Origin of the sequence: Azospirillum ramasamyi, assembly GCF_003233655.1 — a bacterium.
In the GTDB taxonomy this organism is placed as follows: Bacteria; Pseudomonadota; Alphaproteobacteria; order Azospirillales; family Azospirillaceae; genus Azospirillum; species Azospirillum ramasamyi.
Genome location: NZ_CP029833.1, coordinates 282,861 through 300,991 on the forward strand (window position 1 = coordinate 282,861; position 18,131 = coordinate 300,991).

17 protein-coding genes and 3 tRNA genes are annotated in these 18,131 nt (G+C 68.7%); 7 read left to right on the forward strand and 13 right to left on the reverse strand.

All coding sequences use genetic code 11. The features are described 5' to 3' along the window. Positions 1-141 precede the first annotated feature (141 nt). Positions 142-1,170 (forward strand): HTH-type transcriptional regulator GntR, encoded by a 1,029-nt coding sequence (gene gntR / locus DM194_RS23565; RefSeq protein WP_111069992.1) that lies wholly within the window; start codon positions 142-144, stop codon positions 1,168-1,170. 50 nt (positions 1,171-1,220) lie between these two features. Here the strand turns inward: gntR and DM194_RS23570 are convergent, their stop codons facing one another. Both DM194_RS23570 and DM194_RS23575 read right to left on the reverse strand, forming a co-directional pair. Next, the gene (locus tag DM194_RS23570) at positions 1,221-3,269 is read right to left on the reverse strand and encodes a methyl-accepting chemotaxis protein (RefSeq protein ID WP_176581493.1); all 2,049 of its coding nucleotides are present in this window, start codon (positions 3,267-3,269) and stop codon (positions 1,221-1,223) included. A 236-nt stretch (positions 3,270-3,505) separates the two neighbouring features. Then, positions 3,506-4,309, reverse strand: a complete 804-nt coding sequence (locus tag DM194_RS23575; protein WP_111069994.1) for an SDR family NAD(P)-dependent oxidoreductase — start codon at positions 4,307-4,309, stop codon at positions 3,506-3,508. Positions 4,310-4,666: 357 nt separating this feature from the next. Here DM194_RS23575 and DM194_RS23580 point away from each other — a divergent pair, with 357 nt between their 5' ends. Beyond that, positions 4,667-5,059, forward strand: a complete 393-nt coding sequence (locus DM194_RS23580) for a hypothetical protein (protein ID WP_111069995.1) — start codon at positions 4,667-4,669, stop codon at positions 5,057-5,059. 174 nt (positions 5,060-5,233) lie between these two features. Further along, a complete protein-coding gene (locus tag DM194_RS23585) occupies positions 5,234-6,424 on the forward strand; it encodes a THUMP domain-containing class I SAM-dependent RNA methyltransferase (RefSeq protein WP_111069996.1) in 1,191 nt (396 codons plus the stop codon). 171 nt (positions 6,425-6,595) lie between these two features. Here DM194_RS23585 and DM194_RS23590 read toward each other — a convergent pair. The 5 genes from DM194_RS23590 to DM194_RS23610 all read right to left on the reverse strand — a co-directional run bounded on the left by DM194_RS23590 (position 6,596) and on the right by DM194_RS23610 (position 8,386). After that, positions 6,596-6,671: transfer RNA gene (locus DM194_RS23590), tRNA-Glu, on the reverse strand. Positions 6,672-6,729: 58 nt separating this feature from the next. Continuing rightward, a tRNA-Glu gene (locus DM194_RS23595) sits at positions 6,730-6,805 on the reverse strand. A gap of 67 nt (positions 6,806-6,872) precedes the next feature. Continuing rightward, a tRNA-Glu gene (locus DM194_RS23600) sits at positions 6,873-6,948 on the reverse strand. Between the two features lie 43 nt (positions 6,949-6,991). Continuing rightward, the gene (locus DM194_RS23605) at positions 6,992-8,026 is read right to left on the reverse strand and encodes a threonine aldolase family protein (protein ID WP_111069997.1); all 1,035 of its coding nucleotides are present in this window, start codon (positions 8,024-8,026) and stop codon (positions 6,992-6,994) included. 18 nt (positions 8,027-8,044) lie between these two features. Beyond that, on the reverse strand, positions 8,045-8,386 hold the full coding sequence (locus DM194_RS23610; protein ID WP_111069998.1) for a hypothetical protein: 342 nt from the start codon (positions 8,384-8,386) through the stop codon (positions 8,045-8,047). 100 nt (positions 8,387-8,486) lie between these two features. On the opposite strand from DM194_RS23610, the gene DM194_RS23615 reads away from it, so the two are divergent. The 3 genes from DM194_RS23615 to DM194_RS23625 all read left to right on the forward strand — a co-directional run bounded on the left by DM194_RS23615 (position 8,487) and on the right by DM194_RS23625 (position 11,144). Further along, positions 8,487-9,515, forward strand: coding sequence for an RluA family pseudouridine synthase (locus DM194_RS23615; RefSeq protein WP_246024555.1), 1,029 nt, complete (start codon positions 8,487-8,489; stop codon positions 9,513-9,515). Positions 9,516-9,678: 163 nt separating this feature from the next. Beyond that, on the forward strand, positions 9,679-10,569 hold the full coding sequence (rpoH, locus tag DM194_RS23620) for an RNA polymerase sigma factor RpoH (protein WP_111070000.1): 891 nt from the start codon (positions 9,679-9,681) through the stop codon (positions 10,567-10,569). A 41-nt stretch (positions 10,570-10,610) separates the two neighbouring features. Beyond that, complete coding sequence (locus DM194_RS23625) at positions 10,611-11,144, forward strand: GNAT family N-acetyltransferase (RefSeq protein WP_111070001.1); 534 nt, start codon at positions 10,611-10,613, stop codon at positions 11,142-11,144. Between the two features lie 177 nt (positions 11,145-11,321). Here DM194_RS23625 and DM194_RS23630 read toward each other — a convergent pair whose 3' ends face one another. The 4 genes from DM194_RS23630 to DM194_RS23645 all read right to left on the reverse strand — a co-directional run bounded on the left by DM194_RS23630 (position 11,322) and on the right by DM194_RS23645 (position 13,958). After that, positions 11,322-12,125: a PhzF family phenazine biosynthesis protein gene (locus DM194_RS23630; protein WP_111070002.1), complete on the reverse strand. Its 804-nt coding sequence runs from the start codon at positions 12,123-12,125 to the stop codon at positions 11,322-11,324. Positions 12,126-12,201: 76 nt separating this feature from the next. Next, positions 12,202-13,218, reverse strand: a complete 1,017-nt coding sequence (locus tag DM194_RS23635; protein WP_111070003.1) for a threo-3-hydroxy-L-aspartate ammonia-lyase — start codon at positions 13,216-13,218, stop codon at positions 12,202-12,204. A gap of 49 nt (positions 13,219-13,267) precedes the next feature. Continuing rightward, complete coding sequence (locus DM194_RS23640; protein WP_111070004.1) at positions 13,268-13,702, reverse strand: GNAT family N-acetyltransferase; 435 nt, start codon at positions 13,700-13,702, stop codon at positions 13,268-13,270. 4 nt (positions 13,703-13,706) lie between these two features. Further along, complete coding sequence (locus tag DM194_RS23645; protein ID WP_246024556.1) at positions 13,707-13,958, reverse strand: DUF1127 domain-containing protein; 252 nt, start codon at positions 13,956-13,958, stop codon at positions 13,707-13,709. A gap of 399 nt (positions 13,959-14,357) precedes the next feature. On the opposite strand from DM194_RS23645, the gene mgrA reads away from it, so the two are divergent. Further along, complete coding sequence (gene mgrA / locus DM194_RS23650; RefSeq protein ID WP_111070006.1) at positions 14,358-15,401, forward strand: L-glyceraldehyde 3-phosphate reductase; 1,044 nt, start codon at positions 14,358-14,360, stop codon at positions 15,399-15,401. A 48-nt stretch (positions 15,402-15,449) separates the two neighbouring features. Here the strand turns inward: mgrA and DM194_RS23655 are convergent, their stop codons facing one another. Further along, on the reverse strand, positions 15,450-16,850 hold the full coding sequence (locus tag DM194_RS23655; RefSeq protein WP_111070007.1) for a M20/M25/M40 family metallo-hydrolase: 1,401 nt from the start codon (positions 16,848-16,850) through the stop codon (positions 15,450-15,452). A gap of 63 nt (positions 16,851-16,913) precedes the next feature. Next, positions 16,914-17,996, reverse strand: a complete 1,083-nt coding sequence (locus DM194_RS23660; RefSeq protein ID WP_246024557.1) for a ParA family protein — start codon at positions 17,994-17,996, stop codon at positions 16,914-16,916. Positions 17,997-18,131: the final 135 nt, after the last annotated feature.

Sequence of the window (18,131 nt, forward strand, 5' to 3'; positions counted from 1 at the left end):
CCTGCCATGCTCCACGACGCTAATCAGCACCCCTGCGCGGCGCTTCTTCGCGCCGGCCACTCATCGGTCGGAAACGACCGGCCAAAATCGGAAGGATGGAGCCCTGTGACGACGCGTGGCGGTGATCGGCCTGCATCCCCGATGGTCAAGGCGCGCAAGCCGCGCTCCTCGCGCACCGGCCGGGCGACGATGGCCGACGTGGCGGAGCGGGTCGGCGTCAGCGCCATCACCGTGTCGCGCGCCTTCAAGCGGCCGGAGCTGGTCGGGCCGGATCTTCGCCAGCGCATCCTCGACACCGCGCAGTCGATGGGCTACGTGCCGAACCAGGCGGCCAGCGCGCTGGCGTCGGCGCGGTCGATGACGGTGGCCGTGCTGATCCCGTCGATGACCAACATGGTCTTCGTCGAGACGCTGGCCGGCATCCACGACATGCTGCTGCCGCGCGGCTACCGCGCCCTGATCGGCGTCACCCACTACTCCCCGGAGGAGGAGGAGCGGCTGATCCGCACCTATCTTCAGTTCCAGCCCGACGGCATCCTGCTGACCGGCACCGACCATACCGACGTCACCCGCACCTACCTGTCGGCACTGAGCAGCCCGACCGTCCACATGATGGAGCTGCTGGACGATCCCGAAAGCCTCAGCGTCGGCTGTTCGCAGGAGGAGGGCGGGCGGCTGATGACCACCCATCTGCTGGAGCGCGGCTACCGCCGCATCGGCTTCGTCGCCGTGCAGCTCGACCCCCGCACGCTGTCCCGGCTGGACGGCTACCGCCATGCGCTGGAGGAGGCGGGACTGTATGACGAGTCGCGGGTGTGGCGCCTGCCCGACCCCTCCTCCATCCATCTGGGCGCGGCGATGATCGACCGGCTGATGGCCGAGAACACCGACTGCGACGCCGTCTTCTTCTGCAACGACGATCTGGCGCAGGGCGCTCTGTTCCAATGCCAGCGCCGCGGCATCCGGGTGCCGGACCAGCTCGCCATCGCCGGCTTCAACGACCTGCCGGCGTCGGCCTGGACCACCCCCACCCTGACCACCGTCGCCACGCCCCGCTACGCCATCGGCCGCCATGCCGCCGCCATGCTGCTCGACCTGATGGACGGCAAGGAACCGCCGCGGCGGCGCGTCGACCTGGGGCTGACCTTCATCGCGCGGGAGAGCACCTGAGCCGGGCCTGTCAGCCAAGCCCGCCCAGGCTTCCCCGCCCCGATGGCGTCTTACGCCGCGCGCACCGTCGCGATGAAGGTTCCGACCTCCCGGCGCAGCCGCTCGGCTTCGGCGGCCAGTTCCTGCGAGGTGCCGCGGACGCGGCCGGCGGCGTCGCCGGTCTCGTGAACGGCGGTGCTGACGCCGGCGATGTTGCTCGAAACCTCCTCGGTGCCCTGGGCGGCCTGGGTGACGCTGCTGGCGATCTCCCGCGTGGCGGAGGCCTGCTCCTCGATGGCGGCGGCGATGGCGGTGGTGATCTCGCTCATGCGGCCGATGGTGCGGCCGATGCTGCCGATCGACTTCTGGGCGTCGCCGGTCGTGTGCTGGATCTCCTGCACCTTGGCCTGGATCTCGTCGGTCGCCTTGGCGGTCTGGGTGGCCAGCGCCTTCACCTCGCTCGCCACGACGGCGAAGCCCTTGCCGGCCTCGCCCGCCCGCGCCGCCTCGATGGTGGCGTTCAGCGCCAGCAGGTTGGTCTGGGCCGCGATGCCGCTGATCAGCTCCACCACCGCGCCGATCTGTTCGGCGGCGGTCACCAGTTCGCGCATGGTGCGGTCGGCGCCGTCGGCGTCGGCCACCGCCTGGGTGGCGATGCGGGTGGAGTTCTCCACCTGCTGGCCGATCTCGGAGATCGAGGCCGACAGTTCCTCCGTCGCGGTGGCGACGGTCTGTACGTTGGCCGACGCCTGTTCCGAGGCGCTGGCGACCAGCAGCGAGCGCTCGCTCGCCTCCTGCGCGGTGGCGGTCAGCGCCGTGGCGGCGTCGCGCATGCCGGTGGCGGCATTGGCGACGGTGTCGACGATGCCCTTCACCGTGCTTTCGAAGGTGTCGGCCATCTGCATCATGGTCTCGCGGCGGTGCTCGGCGGCCTTGCGCTCGCTCTCCTCCTGCGCCTTGCGCATGCGCTCCATCTCCAGCGCGTTGGTCTTGAAGACCTCGAGCGAGCGGGCCAGCGCGCCGATCTCGTCCCGGCGATCGGCGTGGGTGACGGCAACGCTCAGGTCGCCCTGGGCCAGACGCCCCATCGCCCCGGTGATGGCGCCGAGCGGCCGGGTGATGGCGCGCGAGATCGCCCAGGCCAGCAGCAGGCCGGCCAGCACGGCGACAATGGTGACCGCCGTGCCGCGCTTTTCGGCCGCCGCGACCTCGGCGGCGGCGGTGCGCTCCAGCTGAGCCAGGAAGTCGGCGGAGTTGGAGCGGATCAGGCCGATCTTGTCGCCGATCTCCTTGCCGGCCTTGCCCAGCGTCTGGCTGTTCAGCGACTTCAGATCGGCGCTCAGCACCGCGATGCGCTCGATCCCCACGCGGTAGGCGGGCAGCTTCGCGACGGCGTCGGCCAGCTTGGCCTTGACCGGGCCGTCCGCCATCCCGTCGCGCAGCGCCTCCGCCTTCGTGCCCAGGTCGGCCAGATCCTTGCGGATGCGCTCCAGATCCTCCGGCTTGGTTTCCGCCACGAAGCGGGCGACCAGCACGCGGACCAGCAGGAACTGTTCGCTGACATCGGCCGCGCGCACGACGCGGTCGAGGTTGCCGCCATCCCGTTCCGCCTTGACGGTATCGCTCAGCGTGCGGCGGATTTCGGCGCCCAGCGTGTTCACCACCGACGCGACGATCTGGTCGCGCTCCGTCCGCGCGGCGACGAGACTGTCGAAGCCGGCGGTCAGCGTCTGGTGCAGCGACGTGATCTCCTGCGCCGCCTGAAGGTCGGATGTCCGGGTCATCCGCTCGATGGCGGCTTCCAGCTTCTGGCGGAACATCACCATGTCGCTGCGGAACTCGTCGGCCACCGCGGGCGAGCCGCTGGACACGAACTCCTCCGCCGAGCCCAGGGCGTCGGCCATGTTGGTGTCCGCCTCCGCCACCGACATGGCGACATGCGACTGCACCGCGTATTGGCGGAGCGCGTCGTCGCTCGACCGCAGGCCGGTCCAGGACACCGCCCCCAGCCCGACCAGCAGCGCCAGCGTGACGCCGAAGCCGGTGTAGATCTTGGTCGCCGTATGAAGATTGGCAAAGGCTCCCGCCTTGGCGGGCTGGCTCTGGCTGGTTGCGTTCATGATGATGATTCCGGCATCCGCTGGCGATGGAGCGGTCTTTGTTCAGACCACTGAATGATGCCGCATCATACAAGAACAATACCAACGGACCATTAACGGTCGGATTGCTTTTCTACCCTACGAAAATGCCCTGAGTGGCAGGCCGACTGTCGGCGACCCGTCGCAGTTTGCAAAAAATCGCGTCAATGTTTTGCAATTTGTCGCTTCCATCGCTCCTAAACTGCAAAACCCGGCCGTTAGTTATAGAACTGCCCTCCATTCACCTCGATCACCTGCCCGGTGATGTAGCCGGCCAGCCGGCCGGAGGCGAGGAACAGGTAGGCGCCGACGCAATCCTGCGCCGTTCCCAGCCGCTTCAGCGGAATGCGCGCCACGGTTTGCATCAATTTGTCCGGGGTCGAATAGCGCTGGTGGAAATCGGTGTCGATGGTGCCGGGGGACACCGCGTTGACGCGGATGCCGTGCGGCGCGAGCTCCGTCGCCAGCGAGCGGGCGAGACTGGCCTGGAAGGCCTTGGCCGCGCTGTAGAGCGACGACCCGGCGCTGCCCCCGGTCCGGCCGGAGATGGAGCCGGTGTTGACGATGGCCCCCTTCGACGCGATCAGCGCCGGCAGCGCCGTCCGGCTGGCGATGACGGCGGAGGCGGCGTTCAGGTCGAACTGCTTCTGCAGGAAATCGTCGTCGATATCCCCCAGCGCCACCCGGCCCAGCATGGTGCCGGCATTGTTGATCAGCACATCCAGCCCGCCGAGCCGGTCCACCGCGCTTTCCACCACCCGGCGGACCTCCGCCTTGTCGGCGAAGTCGCCGGCCAGCGGGATCACTCCCGCCGCCATCCCCGCCGCCGCCATTCCCGCAGCAGCAGCCTCGACGGCCGCCGCGTCGCGGCCATGGATGGCGACGCGGGCGCCGAGTTGGGCGAAGGCCGCCGCCACCGCGGCGCCGATGCCGCGGCTGCTGCCGGTCACCAGAACCCGCTTGCCGCGGAACTCCTGCGCCAGCAGGTCGGCGGGCCAATCGGCAAATTCGGTCGCGGTCATGAACCCGTGCTCCCCTGATGGCAGGCCGCCTTATGTGTCCCCGGACTATGTTCGGGAATATTTTCGGAATCGAAAGGCAGCCTGATTGTTCGTGTTCCAATCCGATCATAGGGGCCGCCGCTTCCCCCCGTCAATCCAGGGCCGAACGTCAAGGGGCGATTGTTGTTTTTAGGCGAACAGTGTTGTCGGAACTGTCGGATTTATCCGGCGGCGGCCGATGGTTAACTTTCTCTTCACGGCCGACGCTCCCCGGCGCCGGTCGAATATCAACCTCCTGCCCCGCCCCGCGCCCGGTGACGAATCCCCCCGTCTCCGGGCGCACCCCCGGCAGGGCAATCTTCGAATAAGGACATCGTCATGTTCACGCAGAAGTTCGCCACCGCCGCCGTTGCCGCCACCCTGTCGCTGTCGGCCCTGACCTTTGCCGCCGGTTCGGCGAATGCCGCCCAGGATGCCGGTTTTGACAACCTGCTGGCCTCCACCTCCGCCGCCGTCGCCCAGTCCGATGCCCTCACCGCCGAGCGCACCGAGCGCGACGCCGCCCGCAACGCCCTGTCGGTCGCCCGCTCGCTCGCCGCGCAGGGCGACACCAAGGGCGCCAGCGCCTACCTGAACTTCGCCCGCGGCAAGCTCGGCCTCGCCACCACCGCTCCAGACGATGTCGTCGGCCTGTCCGCCTCGGGTGACTCCAGCATCCGCACCGATGCCATCCGCGGAGACGCCATCGCCTCGCACAGCTCCTACCGGTAACCTTTTGCCGGTAGCGCGTGCCCGAGCCCAAAGCACCCGTTCCCGATCCTGCCGCGGACGTCCGCCGACCGACATGAGCGGCGGCGCCGCGCGGCGACGGGACCGGCTCCCGCCTCGCCGTCCTTTCGCGAGAATCCTGTCGAAGACGGCCGGCCTTCGGGCTATGTAGGCGGGATGAACACCGACCCAGTCCATACCGACCAAGATTTCGAGATTTTCCTGGTGGCCGCCCCCGGCCTGGAACCCGTGCTGTGCGCGGAGGCCGGCGACCGCGGCTTCGCCAACCCCACCGCGGTGAAGGGCGGCGTGACGGTCACCGGCGGCTGGCCCGAGGTCTGGCGGGCAAATCTGGAACTGCGCGGCGCCACCCGCGTATTGGCGCGCATCGCCTCCTTCCGCGCCTTCCATCTGGCGCAGCTGGACAAGCGGGCGCGCCGCGTTCCCTGGGCGCAAATCCTGCGCGCCGACGTGCCGGTGCGGGTCGAGGCCTCCTGCAAGGGCTCGCGCATCTACCACGCGGGCGCCGCCGCCCAGCGCATCGAACGCGCCATCGCCGAGGAGCTGGGCGCCCCCATCGTCAAGGCCGCGCCCAAGAAGACCGGCAAATCCGCCGATAAGGACGCGCCGGAGGACGACACCCGCGCCGTCCAGATCAAGGCGCGCATCGACGACGACCTCTGCACCATCAGCGTCGACAGTTCCGGCGAGTCCCTGCACAAGCGCGGCCACAAGGAAGCGGTCAACAAGGCGCCGATGCGCGAAACGCTGGCGGCGCTGTTCCTGCGCCAGTGCGGCTATGACGGGCGCGCCCCGGTTCCCGTCGTGGATCCCATGTGCGGCTCCGGCACCTTCGTCATCGAGGCCGCCGAGATCGCCGCCGGCCTGAAGCCCGGCCGCTCCCGGTCCTTCGCCTTCGAGCAGCTCGCCAATTTCGACCCCGCCGTCTGGCGGAGCCTGCGCGGCAGCGGCGCGGCCACGCCGCCGACGGTGCGCTTTTACGGCAGCGACCGCGACGCCGGCGCCGTCGCCATGAGCCGTGCCAACGCCGAGCGCGCCGGCGTTTCCGCCTGGACCGATTTCGCCCACCACGCCATCAGCGACCTGACCCCGCCGGAGGGTCCGCCCGGCCTCGTCATCGTCAACCCGCCCTACGGCGCCCGCATCGGCGAAGGCAAGTCCCTGATCCCGCTCTACCACGCCATGGGCCAGACCTTGAGGACGCACTTCGCCGGCTGGCGCGTGGGCATCGTCACCAACGAAGCCGCCCTGGCCAAGGCGACGGAGCTTCCCTTTATGGAAGGCGGCGTGTCGGTGTCGAACGGCGGCATCCGGGTAACGCTGTATCGGACGGAGGCGTTGGCCTGACCCGGCCACCGTCCATCGGCCTCATCCCCGCGAAGGCGGGGATCCAGGCGATGCCCACAGCGACCCTGTCGCGGCGCCCGAGCGTCCAAAAACCGGCGCCGATGCGGGCAAACGCAAAAAAGCCCCGCAAACCCGCGAGGCCATGGCATTCCGAAGTGAAACAGACTGAAGTGGCGTCCCCGACGGGAGTCGAACCCGTGTCGCCGCCGTGAAAGGGCGGTGTCCTAGGCCTCTAGACGACGGGGACGTTGTACCTTCAAAACACGCTCTGACAACGCATCCAACCGGTGGCATCCAACGGTGGATGGCGTCCCCTAGGGGAGTCGAACCCCTGTTACCGCCGTGAGAGGGCGGTGTCCTAGGCCTCTAGACGAAGGGGACGTCTGGTCCCGATGTATGAAGCGGCGGTGGAGGCTGCCACCGGCCGCTCGACCCAACCTCGGAAGGTTGGCGTCCCCTAGGGGAGTCGAACCCCTGTTACCGCCGTGAGAGGGCGGTGTCCTAGGCCTCTAGACGAAGGGGACGTCATCGGCGTGGGCGGGTTTCTAACCAAGCCTGCCCCGCCGATCAAGCCTTTTCTTGCAGACTGCGCAAAATACCCAGCAAGCCGTCCACCGCCGCCGCCGGCGTGTCGAACGCCGTCACGAATCGCGCGGTGCCGTCATCCCAACGGTAAAAGCCGTAGCCGGCCCCCTCCAACGCCTCGGCATATGCCGCCGGCAGGCGGACGAACAGCTCGTTGGCCTCGACCGGATGGGCCAGCTCGACGCCGGGAAGCGCGGTCAGCCCGGCGGTCAGCCGGTCGGCCATCGCGTTGGCGTGGGCGGCGAGGCTCAGCCACAAGCCGTCGGCCAGCCAGGCGTCGAGCTGCGCCGACAGGAAGCGCATCTTCGACACCAGATGGCCGCCGCGCTTGCGGCCGAAGCCGAAATCCTCGGCCATCGCCGGGTTGAAGAACACCACCGCCTCGGCGGCGAGGCAGCCGCCCTTGGTGCCGCCCAGCGTCAGCACGTCGACCCCGGCCCGCCACGTCACGTCGGCCGGCGCGCAGCCCAGCCGGGCGATGGCGTTGGCGAAGCGGGCGCCGTCCATATGCACGGCCATGCCGTTGGAATGGGCGGCCTCGACCAGAGCCTCGACCTCCGCCGGGGTATAGACGGTGCCGGCCTCGGTCGCCTGGGTCAGGCTGAGGGCGGCGGGCTGCACGCGGTGGACCACGCCGACGCCGGCCCTGGCGATGTGGCGCGACACCGCGTCGGGCGTCAGCTTGCCATGCTCGCCGGCCAGCGGGACCAGCTTGGCGCCGCCGGTGAAGAACTCCGGCGCGCCGCATTCGTCGATGGCGATGTGGGCCTCGTCATGGCACAGCACGGCGCCATAGGGCGGCACCAGCGCCGACAGCGCCAGCGCGTTGGCCGCGGTGCCGGTGGCGACCGGGAAGACCGCGACCTCGGTCTCGAAGATCGCGCACAGCCGCTCCGTCACCCGCACCGTCCAGGGATCGTTGCCGTAGGGGGCGGCGGTGCCGGACGACGATGCCGCCAGCGCCGTCATCACCTGGGGCGCGGCACCGGCGACATTGTCGCTGCGGAAGTCATACATGATCGGGAACCCTGTTCTTCAAGGGACGGTCTTGCCGGAGTCGGGACCGGAGATCGGGCCGGCGGTGATGGTGGCGGTGACGGCGCCGTTGCGCGGGTCCATCAGGTAAAGGCGATCCGCCCCTTCCGGCAGGGTCACCTTGAACAGGACGCGGTTGCCCACCGCCAGAACCTCGCCGATGCGGGAACCGGCCGGGACGTCCAGCGTCACGTCGACGGCCTGAGCCGGCGCGGGGGCGTTGGCGGTCAGGGAGGTGCGGTTGGGGTCCGACATCCGCTTGTACACCTCCACCCCCAGAAAGGTGGAGCCGGCGATGATCATAACGCCCATGATGACGACGAGTGCCTTGAGGATCTGCACGGTTTGGGGTCCACTCCCGGACGATTGAAACAGGACGCGACACGCACGCCCGATGGCCGCAAAGACACCCGCCGAAATGCCCGCCGAAACACCCGACGACATGTCCGACGAATTCTTCGATCCGGAAGACGCCGGTTCGCCCGCGGAAACCGCCGGGCCGCTGGCCTACACGGTTCCCGACGAGGCGGCCGGCCAACGGCTGGACAAGGCGCTGGCCGCCGGTCTGCCGGACCTGTCGCGGTCGCGCGTGCAGGCCCTGCTGGAACAGGGCTGCGTGCGCGGCGACGGGCGGACGATAACGGACCCGTCCCTGAGGGTCAAACCCGGCCAGACCTTCGAGGTGCAGGTGCCGGGGGCGGAAACCGCCGAACCGGTGCCGCAGGACATCCCGATCGACGTGGTGTACGAGGATGCCGACGTGCTGGTGATCGACAAGCCGGCCGGCCTCGTCGTGCATCCCGCCGCCGGCAACCCGGACGGCACGCTGGTCAACGCCCTGCTCGCCCATTGCGGCGACAGCCTGTCCGGCATCGGCGGGGTGCGGCGGCCCGGCATCGTCCACCGGCTGGACAAGGACACCAGCGGCCTGATGGTGGTCGCCAAGAACGACCGCGCCCACCATGGCCTGTCGGAGCAATTCTCCGACCGCACGCTGAGCCGCACCTATCTGGCGCTGGTCTGGGGCGTGCCCAACCCGACACAGGGCCGGATCGAGGGCAACATCGGCCGCAGCAGCGCCGACCGCAAGAAGATGGCGGTGGTGACCGGCGGCGGAAAACACGCCGCCACCAAGTACCGCGTGGTCAAGAGCTTCGGCATGGCCGCCTCGCTGGTCGAATGCGTGCTGGAGACCGGGCGCACCCACCAGATCCGCGTCCACCTGACCCATATCGGCCATCCGCTGGTCGGCGACCCGCTCTATGGCCGCGGCCGGTCGGGACGGCCGGGGGGCAAATTCGCCTCCCTGCTGCCGGAACCGGCGCGGGGCAGCCTTGTTGGTTTTCCGCGACAGGCGCTGCATGCCGCGGCCCTGACCTTCCGCCATCCCGTCAGCGGCGAGATCGTGACCTTCCGCTCTCCAATCCCGGCCGATATTCATGAACTAATTGTCACCTTGGAAACGGTTTAAAACGGTACACCGGGAAATCTTTCTTGGTTAGACTCCCGGTCAATGGCGAGGTTCCGCCGACCGCTCATTGAAAGGGGCCTATGGAACCCGCACTGAAGAACGGCAGTGTGCGCTTGAATTCATGTCGGCGCGCACCGGCCGTCATAGAGGGGGTCTTAGAACCATGGCGACGGCGTCCAACCTTCCGGTGATCGGGTCCGAGAGCAATCTGTCCCGCTATCTCCAGGAAATCCGCAAGTTCCCGATGCTCGAGCCGCAGCGGGAATACATGCTGGCCAAGCGTTGGCAGGAGCATGAGGATTCCGGCGCCGCCCACCAGCTCGTCACCAGCCACCTGCGCCTGGTCGCCAAGATCGCCATGGGCTACCGCGGCTACGGCCTGCCTTTGTCGGAGCTGATCTCCGAAGGCAATGTCGGCATGATGCAGGCGGTCAAGCGGTTCGATCCCGACCGCGGATTCCGGCTGGCGACCTACGCCATGTGGTGGATTCGCGCGGCGATCCAGGAATACATCCTGCACAGCTGGTCGCTGGTGAAGATGGGCACCACCGCCGCCCAGAAGAAGCTGTTCTTCAACCTGCGCCGGCTGAAGGGCCAGATGCAGGCGATCGAGGAAGGCGACCTGTCGCCGGAGCAGGTCCAGGCCATCGCCACCAAGCTGGACGTGCCGGAACAGGACGTCGTCAACATGAACCGGCGCCTGGCCAGCCCCGACCATTCGCTGAACGCGCCCCTGCGGGCGGAGAGCGAGGGCGAATGGCAGGATTTCCTGGTGGACGAGAGCGCCAACCAGGAAATCATCCTGGCCGACCGCGAGGAGCTGGGAAAGCGCCGCAAGCTGCTGGCGAACGCCATGACCGCGCTGAACGACCGCGAGCGCGACATCCTGACCGAGCGCCGGCTGCGCGAGGTGCCGACGACGCTGGAGGATCTGTCGCAGAAATACGGCATCAGCCGCGAGCGCGTCCGCCAGATCGAGGTCCGCGCCTTCGAAAAGCTGCAGAAGGCGATCAAGGCCGCCGCGGTTGAACAGAAGATGGAAACGGAGGCGTAAGGGAGCCCGTCCGGCCGCTCCGCCGACGCCGCAACAGTGGCATGTCCAGGACGATGCAGGATCCCCAGGTTACGCTGGCACCCGTGGCCCCCCACGATCTGCCGGCCTTCAAGCAGGAGATGGAAGACTCCTTCGCCGTCGCCGTCATCGAGGAGTTCGGCTGCCTGCCGGAGGACTCGATCCCCCGCGGCGACGATCTCGACCACTCCATGACGGTGCCGGGCACCGTGCTGCTTCACATCCTCTGCGACGGCCAGCGGGTCGGCGGCGCCGTCGTCGTGATCGACGAGGAGACGAACCGCAACTCGCTGGACCTCTTCTTCATTTCGTCGCAGAAGCATGGCCGGGGCCTGGGTTTCAAGGCCTGGACGGCCATCGAGCGGATGTATCCGGCGACTCGCGTCTGGCAGACCCACACCCCCTATTTCGAAAAGCGCAACATCCACTTCTATGTGAACAAGTGCGGCTTCAAGATCGTCGAGTTCTTCAGCGACCGGCACCCGGACCCGCATTTCCCCGGCCCGTCCGGCCTGCCCGGCGGCGGCGAGATGTTCCGCTTCGAAAAGGTCATGTGATACCGGCGGGCGTAAGTCGGAACCAACGCTCCGCGGCGTCATACTGGCGGGCCAATGAATTGACCCGCCGTATCGCGTTCAAACGCCACGCAGGCTTTACCGCGCCCATGGGGGCGCGCCGCCGCCGCCGCGGCGGCCGGCGAACGCTTGAAAGGTCAGTTCAAGCGTTCGCCGGTATCACACCAGAATCGAGCCTTCCAGGTACAGCACCGCCTGCCCGCCGATCTTCACCCGGTCGCCGGCCAGCTCGCACAGCAGGTCGCCGCCGCGGGCCGAGACCTGACGCGCCGTCAGCACGGTCTTGCCCAGCCGCTCCGCCCAATAGGGGGTCAGCATGCAGTGGGTGGAGCCGGTGACCGGATCCTCGGGGATGCCCTGGGCCGGGGCGAACAGGCGCGACACGAAATCGGCGCCGCCGTCTCCCGGCGCGGTGACGCAGACGGCCCACAGATCGAGCTTCGACAGCAGCGCCATATCCGGCGCCAGCCCCCGCACCGCGTCGGCCGAGTCGTAGACCACCAGATAGTCGCGTCCGCTCAGCACCGCCGCCGGCGCCGGTCCGCCCAGCGCCGCCAGCAGATTGGGGTCGGGACGCTCCGCCGGGCTGGCCGGACGGTTGGGGAAGTCCAGCGTGTAGCGGTCGCCGTCGCGGGTGACGGTCAGCGTGCCGGCCTGCCGGGTGGCGAAATCCATATGGGCGCGGCCGGGTTCCAGAATCGTGGAGATGACGAAGGCGGTCGCCAGCGTGGCGTGGCCGCACAGATCGACCTCCACCGCCGGGGTGAACCAACGCAGCTCATATCCCCCTTCCACCCCTTGGCCGCTGCGGGTGAAGAAGGCGGTCTCCGCCAGATTGTTCTCCGCCGCGATGGCCTGCAGCTGCGAATCGGGCAGCCAGGATTCCAGCGGCACGACCGCCGCCGGATTGCCGGCGAAGACGCGGTCGGTGAAGGCATCGACCTGATAGATCGGCAGGCGCATGGTTTTTCCGCTCGTCGGCCCGGTCATGAAGTGGCTCCCTTACGTCTTGGGGGAGGCGTTCCCAGGGAAAGCGAGGTCAGCCCGCCTGCACCAGCGAGGCGAAGCGGGCGAGATCGACGTTGCCGCCGGTGACGACGATCCCGACGCGCTTGCCGCGCACATCCAGCTTGCCGGACAGCACCGCGGCGGCGGCGAGGCAGCCGGTCGGCTCCACCAGCATCTTCATCCGGCTGGCGAAGAAGCGCATGGCGTCGACCAGCTGGTCGTCGGTGACCGTGTCGATGTCGTCGACCAGCCGCTGCATCACCGGGAAGGTCAGCTGGCCGACCGCACGGCTCTGGGCACCGTCGGCGATGGTCTTCGGCGGTTCGATGCGGACGATGCCGCCGCTGCGCAGGCTCCGCTGGGCGTCGTTGCCGGCCTCCGGCTCGATTCCGATGACGCGGCAGCCGGGGTTCAGCGTCTTCGCCGCCATGGCGCAGCCGGCCAGCAGCCCGCCGCCGCTGGTCGGCACGACCAGGATATCGAGCGGTGCGCCGCCCGCCGCCGTCACGTCTTCGATCAGCTCCTTGGCGACGGTGCCCTGGCCGGCCATCACATGCGGGTGGTCGAAGGGCGGGATGTAGGTGCCGCCCCGCTCCTCCAGCACGCGGGCGACGGCGGCGTCGGGCGGCTCGGCATAGCGGTCGTACAGCACCACCTCGGCGCCATAGTCGCGGGTCGCCGCCAGCTTGGCCGCCGGGGCGTCCATCGGCATGACGATGGTGGCCTTCACCCGCAGCATCGACGCGGCCAGCGCGATGGCCTGGGCGTGGTTGCCGGACGAATAGGCGACGACGCCGACGGCGCGCTGCACCGGCGTGAAGCGGGCGATGGCGTTGTAGGCGCCGCGGATCTTGAAGGCGCCGGTGCGCTGGAAATTCTCGCACTTGAACAGCAGCGCGCCGCCGGTCAGCGCATCGGCGGTGCGGCTGGTCAGCACCGGCGTGCGGTGGGCGACGCCGGCGATCCGCTCCGCCGCGCCCGCCACGTCGGCGTAGGAAATGGCGAGGCCGGTGGTATCGGTTCCGCTTGCGGTGATCATGTCGGGCATGGCGGCGAAGTTCCCCCCTTGTCTGATACCAGGGCCTTGGTCCAGGGCCTTATTCCAGATCGGTGAACAGGAAGGCCTGTTCGTGCCGCTTCAGCCCGGCCTGCTCGTAGAAGCTGATGGCCTTGGGCGCCGACAGCAGCAGGCACATGGTGCCCTCCCCCATCGCGTCGCGGGTGCGGCGCATCAGCTCCTTTCCGATGCCGCGCCCCTGAAGGGCGCGGTCGACGGCGAGGTCGGACAGGTAGCAGCAATAGACGAAGTCGGTGATCGACCGGGCGACGCCGACCAGCCGGCCTTGGTCCCTTGCGGTGACGATCAGGCCGGCGTTGCGCAGCATCGCCTCCACCCGCGGGCGGTCGCCCACGGGCCGGCGTTCCGCCAGCCCGGAGCGTTCCAGAACGTCGATGAAATCGCCCGCGGTCAGGTCCGGTTCGACCGCGTACTGGACCTGAACGGATTGGAAGTGAACGGATTGGTCGGCCATCGTCTCATCCCCGCCAGAACGGCTTCGACGCTTCCCGTTCCACCTCGGCCCGGCTGACGCCGATGTCCTTCAGCAGATGGTCGTCGAGGCACATCAACGCCTGACGTTGTTTGCGCCGTTCCAGCGCGGAAAACAACAGGTCGAGCACCCGCCAGAGGGGACGCGAGGCGACACGGGCGACGCGGTCGGCGGCCGGGACGGCGCCCGGGGCTGCCGTGAAAGTGCCGGAACTGCGGGTCACGTCGGTGTGGCGCATCGGATCCTCCATAATCTGGCGCACATCGCTCGAACAATCGAGACAATCAGGATTATGGAGACGCAATCGTCGGGGTCAAATGGAACATTGTCACCATTACATTTCCGATGTCGGATGTATCTTTTCGGCCACAGGCCAGCTTCGCCTTTCACATTCAATCGGGAAAACCATTGAGAACGAAGGATTTTAGCCGTCTTCTCGGAAATGGTTGGATCACCCGAATGGTTTGCGTGACAAGTCAGGCTTCGGCCCGGTGATTGTCATGGCCCAATTGTACCGTCCGACCGGCCCGGCAGAGGCGGCGCAGCCTTGGAGCGATATGACCGGCCGCGCCATTGCACGGCACCGCTCCGCCGCCCTATGCTGATATATCACTTGGACTCACATCGGGAGAACGCCATGCAGCCGCCCTACCTTGCCGCCGAACAGCGCTACGCGGGCATGAGCTACCGCCGCACCGGCCGCAGCGGGCTCGACCTGCCGGCCATTTCGCTGGGGCTGTGGCAGAATTTCGGCGGGACCGACGTGTTCGCCACCGGGCGCGCCGTGCTGCGCCGGGCCTTCGACCGCGGCGTCACCCATTTCGACCTCGCCAACAACTACGGCCCGCCGCCGGGCTCGGCGGAGGAGAATTTCGGCCGCATCCTCGCCAGCGATTTCCGCCCCTACCGCGACCAGATGGTGATCTCGACCAAGGCCGGCTACGAGATGTGGCCCGGTCCCTACGGCAACTGGGGCTCCCGCAAATATCTGGTCTCCAGCCTGGACCAGAGCCTGAAGCGGATGGGTCTCGACTATGTCGACATCTTCTATTCGCACCGCGTCGATCCGCGCACGCCGCTGGAGGAGACGATGGGCGCGCTCGACCACATCGTCCGCCAGGGCAAGGCGCTCTATGTCGGCATCTCCTCCTACTCGCCGGAGATGACGCGGCGGGCGGCCGGGATCCTGAAGGAGCTGGGCACCCCCTGCCTGATCCACCAGCCTTCCTATTCCATGCTGAACCGCTGGATCGAAGGCGGGCTGCTCGACACGCTGGACGATCTCGGCATGGGCTGCATCGCCTTCTCGCCGATGGCCCAGGGCATGCTGACCAACAAGTATCTGGGAGACCGCCCGACCGACGCCCGCGCCGCCAAGGGCGGCACCCTGCGGGCGCATTTCCTGTCGCCGGAGAACCTGGAGCGCATCCGTGCGCTGGACGCCATCGCCCAGCGGCGCGGCCAGACGCTGGCGCAGATGGCGGTGGCCTGGGTTCTGCGCGACCCGCGCATCACCTCCGCCCTGATCGGTGCCCGCAACGTGGAGCAGCTCGACAACTCGCTCGACGCGCTGAACAACCTGTCCTTCTCGCCGGAGGAACTGGCGGAGATCGACACCCACGCCGTCGCCGACGCCGGCATCAATTTGTGGAGCGCCTCCTCCTCCGCCGAGGCCGGCTGAGCATGACGGGCCGGGGGACGGCATCGCCCCCCGGCCCGCGACCCGGCGTCAGCCGACCTGCCCGGCCGCCAGACGACCCAGGATCGCAGCATGGCTGCGGATGCCGTTGCGCAGGCATTTCAGCTCGAACTTCTCGTTCGGCGAATGGATGCGGTCGTCGTCCAGGCCGAAGCCGACCAGGATGGTGTCCAGCCCCAGATGCTCGCGGAACCAGCCGACGATGGGGATCGACCCGCCGCCGCCGATCAGCACGCCGTCGCGCTCCGTCGCATCCTTCAGCCCGCCGCGCACCGCCTGCATCCACGGCGTGTCGGTCGGCACCTCGATGCCGGGAGAGGAGCTGAAGCGGCGGAAGCTGACCGTGCAGTCGGCCGGCAGCCGTTCCTCGAAGAAGCGTTCGACCGACGCCTCGATGGCCGCCGGATCCTGGCCGGGCACCAGGCGGCAGCTGAGCTTGCACGACGCCTTGGCCGGGATGACCGTCTTCGATCCCTCGCCGGTGTAGCCGCCCCAGATGCCGTTGATGTCGCAGGTCGGCCGGGTCCAGATGCGCTCCAGCAGGGTCCGCCCCGCCTCGCCATGGCTGCGGGTCAGGCCGAGCGCGCCGAGGAACTGCGCCTCGTCCAGCGGCAGGCCGCGGATCTGCGCCAGCAGGTCGTCCGGCAGCTCGCGCACGCCGTCATAGAAGCCGTCGAAGCGCACCCGCCCGTCGGCATCGTGGATCTGGCCGAGGATGCCGGTCAGCACATTGATCGGGTTGGGCACGGCGCCGCCGAACAGGCCGGAATGCAGGTCGTGGCTCGGCCCGGTGACGGTGGCCTCCAGATAGAGCAGGCCGCGCAGCCGCGTGGTGATCGCCGGGGTGTCGACGTCCCAGGCGTTGGTGTCGGTGACGAGGCAGAAATCGGCGCGCAGCTCCTCCGCATGCTCCTTCAGGAAGCGCGGCAGCGACGGGCTGCCGGTCTCCTCCTCGCCCTCCAGCAGCACGGTGGCGCGGATGGGGATGGAGCCGTGGACGGCATGCCAGGCCTCGAAGGCTTCCATGAAGGTCATGGTCTGGCCCTTGTCGTCGGCGGCGCCGCGGGCGACGACGCGGCGGCCCCGCTCGGCCTCGACGATCGCCGGCTCGAAGGGCGGACTGTTCCACAGCTCGACCGGATCGGCGGGCTGCACGTCGTAATGGCCGTAATAGAGCACATGCGGCGTCTCCACACCCGCCGGCCCCGGATTATGGGCGACCAGGATGGGATGGCCCGGCGTCTCGTGGATCGTCACCGTGAAGCCCATCGCCGCCAGCCTGTCGGCGCACCATTGGGCGGCACGGCGGACATCGCCGGCATAGGCGGGATCGGTGCTGACCGAGGGAATGCGCAGCAGCTCGCAAAGCCGCCCGACCGACTCCTCGAAGGAGGAATCCACCTTGCGCAGCACGGCATCGACAGGAAGCATGACGGCCTCTTCATTATTGTAGACGCGCACGAAGCCCTCTCCCGCCCCGGGAGAGGGGAACACTCACCCCCCAAGCCCAAGCAATCTCCCCAGGATCGGCTGCCCCACGGCCGCTCCCAGCACGAAGCCGCCGGCCAGCCCGATCACCAGCCCGACAAGCCCCGCCCCCATCCCGCCGCGGCCGGTGGACTGCCCGCGCTCCGCCTGCCGGGCGCCGCCGCCGCCCGACGGCTCGTCCGCCTCGTCGATGGAGGAGGCGCGCCGCGCGCTGTAGGAGGTGTCGGTCGCCTCGTGCCACGACCGGATGCGGTCCAGCGCCGGCTTCAGCTGGGCCTCGTCGGGCGCGGTGCCGCGGCCGTGGATGATCTCCCAGGCCAGCGCCGCGAAACGGGCGGTGGTCCGCCCCTCCGGCGCGAAGATCGCCGCCGGCATGCGGCGGTAGGTGGCCTTCACCACATCCACGTCATAGGGGAAGGCGGTGCGGAACATCAGGTCGGGGAACTCGTTGCGCAGCTGGGTCAGCGATTCGCGTCCGACCTCGTCGTTGGTGATCGACAGCATCAGGATGCCGGCCAGCGACAGGTTGGGGTTCAGCCCGTTCTGGATATGCTCCACCACCTGCAGGGTGCGCCGCAGCCCGTCCAGCGCGTAGCGGCCGGGGAACACCGGCACCACCAGCCGGTCCGACGCCGCCAGCGCGCCGGCGGCCAGATGGCCGAGGGCCGGCGGGCAGTCGATGACGACGTAGTCGGGCGGGTTGCGCGAGAAATGCAGCGCCTTGCGCAGGCCGCGCTGCGACCCGCCGCGGCTGTCCAGCGCATGTTCCAGCGAATAGAGCTTGCGCGCGCCGACGATCATCGACAGCCCGTCGAAGGCGGTCGGGGTGATGGCGTCCTCGACGAAGGTCTCCTGCCGCAGCAGGTCGTTGATGCCGACCTTCGCCTTGTCGCGCAGCAGGAAGTTGCTGGTCGCGCTGCTCTGCGGGTCGAAATCGATCAGGACGACGCTCTTGCCCATTGCCGCCAGGGTCAGGGCGAGATTGACCGAGGTGGTCGTCTTGCCGACGCCGCCCTTCTGGTTGTAGACCGACAGGATGGTCGGCTGACGGGTCTCCGGCGTGTCGAAGACGTCTTCGTGACTGGTCATGTCCATTCCGCTTCGCCGTTTCTGCGGCAATCCCTCCACCCCGGACCGGAGGCGCCGGGCCGGAAGCGAGGGCGCACTATAAGCGCCGTGGCGCCTCAAGTCTTCCCACACGTTCGGGGGTTCCCCAAGCGGCCC